Source organism: Marinobacter sp. UBA2498, assembly GCF_002341575.1.
In the GTDB taxonomy this organism is placed as follows: Bacteria; Pseudomonadota; Gammaproteobacteria; order Pseudomonadales; family Oleiphilaceae; genus Marinobacter; species Marinobacter manganoxydans.
Map to the genome: position 1 here is coordinate 21,818 of NZ_DDOI01000145.1, position 3,567 is coordinate 25,384.

Genomic DNA, 3,567 nt, shown 5'->3' on the forward strand with positions numbered 1-3,567 from the left:
GGTCCTGATCATTGGTGGCGGCCCGGCTGGCGCTTCTGCTGCTATCTACGCTGCGCGGAAGGGCATTTCCACCGGCATCGCGGCCGAGCGTTTCGGTGGCCAGGTGGCTGACACCATGGGCATTGAGAACCTGATTTCCGTACCCTACACCGAGGGTCCGAAACTGGTGGCGGCCATGGAGCAAAACGTCAAGGAATACGACGTGGATATCATGAACATGCAGCGCGCGGAGAAGCTGATCCCGGCGTCACGCCCGGGCATGCTCCACCAGGTAAGGTTGGAAAACGGTGCCACTCTCAAAGCGCGCAGCCTGGTGCTGTCCACCGGTGCCCGCTGGCGCCAGATGGGCGTTCCGGGAGAGGAAGAGTACCGCAACAAGGGTGTGGCCTACTGCCCGCACTGCGACGGCCCCCTGTTCAAGGGCAAGCGCGTGGCGGTAATCGGTGGAGGTAACTCCGGTGTCGAGGCAGCCATCGATCTGGCCGGTATCGTGGGCCATGTAACCCTGATCGAATTCGGTGCCGAGATGCGTGCTGATGAGGTGTTGCAGAAGAAACTGCGGAGTCTGAAGAACGTGGAGATCATCACGTCAGGACAGACCACCGAGATTACCGGGGAGAATGGCAAGGTCAACGGTCTGAATTACACCGACCGCAACTCCGGTGAGCAGCATCACATCTCCCTGGAAGGTGTGTTTGTACAGATCGGCCTGGTGCCCAACACCGAATGGCTGAAGGGTGACATCGAACTCAGCCAGCACGGCGAGATCATCGTTAACGACCGCAACGAAACCTCCATTCCGGGCGTTTTTGCAGCGGGCGACGCGACGACCGTGCCTTACAAGCAGATCGTGATCTCCATGGGCGAAGGTTCCAAAGCCGCCCTCAGCGCCTTTGACTTCCTGATCCGCAATTCTGTGGACGAGAGCGAAGACGAAGCGGCGTAATCGACTTAACGCCGCCTGATGAGAGAGAAAGGCACCGGAGCAATCCGGTGCTTTTTTCGTTTCCGCTGAACATTCCCTCCCGAACTGAGACATTGGTTACGGATCTAGGCTTGTCTGTTACACGACAGCTCGGTAGCTTAGGCCCCGCGAAAGCGAACGTTGCCAGATCGTCCAGAGGGTTGTTCATTACATGAAGTCCTTTCCAGCCCGCTTCCTCATCGGTTTCCTGCTCCTGTTTACAGTTCCTTTGGCAGACGCCGGCACCCGACCAAGCGTTGTTTTTCTTTCCCCGGACGACTCCCGTTTCTGGCAACTGGTGGCCGGTTTCATGGAGTCGGTGGCGGAGGATCTCGAGGTAGACCTGGAGGTTCAGTACGATCGGGAGAGTCATCGATTCAGCTACCTTCGCATGGCGAAGGACGTGCTGGCCCGCGAAGAAAAGCCCGACTACCTGCTGTTCATGTGCAAGGAGAATGTTACCGAACCCATGCTCAGGCTCGCGGATGGGGCAGGGGTAAAGGTGTTCACTTTCAATACCGATGTGCCTGACGGCGCCCGAGCCAGCATCGGTACGCCGCGAACGGTTCTGCAGGGCTGGCTCGGCCACCTATCGCCGGACAATATTGCCGCCGGTCGCACCCTGGTAACGCTACTGGGTAAGCAGGCTGAACAATCAGGGCTCGCCTCCGAATCCAGAATTCCCATGTTGGCCCTCTCGGGAACACGGGATTCCTCTGCCGGCAAGGATCGGGACGGGGGGATGCTGGCGGCTGCCGTTCAACAGCGCAGTGAGCTTCTGCAGCTTGTGTATGCCAACTGGAGCGGAGCCCTGGCCCGTGAAAAAACGGAAGTCCTGCTGAAACGCTATCCGGAGACTGTTTCCATATGGAGCGCCAGCGATGGCATGGCACTGGGGGCCATTGAAGCTGCCCGGAATGCCGGCCGGGTCCCGGGGCAGGATCTGCTGGTGGGCAGTGTCGACTGGCAACCCGAAGCCCTGGATAAAATCCGGTCCGGGGAGTTGCTGGTCAGCCTGGGCCGGCATTTCATGGGTGGTGGGCTTGCCTTGCTCCTGCTGCATGATTATCACCATGGCCGGGATTTCGATGATATGTCACCGGATTATGTGTTCCGCTACAAGCTGGAACCGGCAACCCGTGACAATATTGATCAGGTACAGCGCATTGCGGATCCGGAGAATTGGAGCAGTGTGGATTTCCGGCAGTTCAGCCGTGTTGGCGAGACTGAGACTGCGAAGGCCGTGCCTGATCCGGATGCCGTGCTGGATGCGATCACTGGAGCGCTGGCAAGGCAGGAAACGGGCTCGGTAGCGAGCAGAGAATAAGGCCTTCGCGGATTCGAGCAGGCTCTAGGGGCTCGATATATCCTGCACCAGACTGCCTTTCGGAGCTTCAGGCTCCTCTTCTTCGGCAAAGAGATGACTGTAGGCCGCCCGGACACCAGAGACGATAAACTCATGGGGCACGTCGTCGAACAGGCCGTGGTCGTTCACATATTCCATGTGCGCGTGGCCATCCTCGGTGTACTCCTGGAACATGGAATCGTGCACCCCATCGAATTCCAGCGGCTCCACCTTCATCAGCTCGCACAGTTGCCGATTGAACGCCGGCGTCGCCTTCACCCATTGGCCATTCAGGAACAGCTCGATATACCCGTGCATACGGAAAATGTCCGACCGCAGCCATTCGATCAGTTTCGGGCTTGAGAGATGGTTGCGTACATCGGCCAGGCCGAGGCGGCTGGGAACGCCAATCGAGCGAGCTGCCGCGCCCAGGAGAACCGCCTTTGGGATGCAGTAGGTTTCGCCGCTTTCCAGAGCGTAGCTGGCACTGAACGTGTTGGCATCGGTCCGGAATACGTAGGGGTTGTAGCTGATGCTGTCACGAACAGCGAGATAGAGCGCCTTGATCTGCTCCACCGGCTCATCAGGAACTCCCTCCAGCTCTGACTCGATCCAGGCCTGCAGCCGGGGATGGTCATAGTCAAAAAAAGCGGTGGGCTGGAGATAGCGTTCCATAGTCATCAGTCCGGTCTCGGGATCAGACTCTGATCGTGCTCAATTGGCAATGCACAGGCAATGGCGGTTTCCGCCAGAACGATTGGGGAAAGTGCTCAGAGCATGGGGTTTGCAGTCTAAAGGTCCCGCATTAATTCGTAGGTGCACATATTCACCGCTGAGGCCAGGTTCAGGGACTCGATCTGCCCCTGGCCTTGAATGCTGTACGACACCGCCTTCAATTGATCGAGGGCCTCCCGCGGCACACCCCGGGCCTCGTTGCCGAACAGATAACAGTCGTGTTCCCTGAAGCCCCGGGATGCCATCGAACCGCCATTGAGGTCGAGGCAGGCAAGGCTCTGGTATCGGTCGACAAGGCTTGTCAGAGCAACGTCGGTTTCGAGAGGGACGTGAAAGAGCGCCCCCATGCTGGCACGCACCACCTTCGGGTTGAAGGGGTCGACACTGCCCGGGCTTAGCAGGCACCGGAAACCGCCGAACCAGGCCAGAGTGCGCAGTATGGTTCCCAGGTTACCGGGGTCCTGAACCTCGTGCAGATAAATCGCTTTCTCGCCGGGCACAGGTTCCGCCGGGCGCTTCGGCA

Annotated in this window: 4 protein-coding genes; 2 read left to right on the forward strand and 2 right to left on the reverse strand. The window is 59.0% G+C overall.

Annotated elements, in window-relative coordinates:
* On the forward strand, positions 1-946 hold a 946-nt coding region (ahpF, locus tag B2W52_RS20110), incomplete at its 5' end, for an alkyl hydroperoxide reductase subunit F (RefSeq protein ID WP_286803973.1).
* A gap of 190 nt (positions 947-1,136) precedes the next feature.
* Complete coding sequence (locus tag B2W52_RS20115; RefSeq protein ID WP_053113326.1) at positions 1,137-2,291, forward strand: ABC transporter substrate-binding protein; 1,155 nt, start codon at positions 1,137-1,139, stop codon at positions 2,289-2,291.
* A 24-nt stretch (positions 2,292-2,315) separates the two neighbouring features.
* Here B2W52_RS20115 and B2W52_RS20120 read toward each other — a convergent pair whose 3' ends face one another.
* Entirely contained in the window at positions 2,316-2,984 is a 669-nt protein-coding gene (locus B2W52_RS20120) for a transglutaminase-like domain-containing protein (RefSeq protein WP_008172637.1), read from the reverse strand.
* Between the two features lie 116 nt (positions 2,985-3,100).
* Positions 3,101-3,567: TrmH family RNA methyltransferase (locus tag B2W52_RS20125; RefSeq protein WP_286803974.1), on the reverse strand; the 467-nt coding region annotated here is incomplete at its 5' end.

Excerpts from the sequence above, each read along its gene's own strand:
- B2W52_RS20120 (WP_008172637.1), bottom strand. The coding sequence starts at position 2,984 with ATGGAACGCTATCTCCAGCCCACCGCTTTTTTTGACTATGACCATCCC.
- B2W52_RS20115 (WP_053113326.1), top strand. The coding sequence starts at position 1,137 with ATGAAGTCCTTTCCAGCCCGCTTCCTCATCGGTTTCCTGCTCCTGTTT.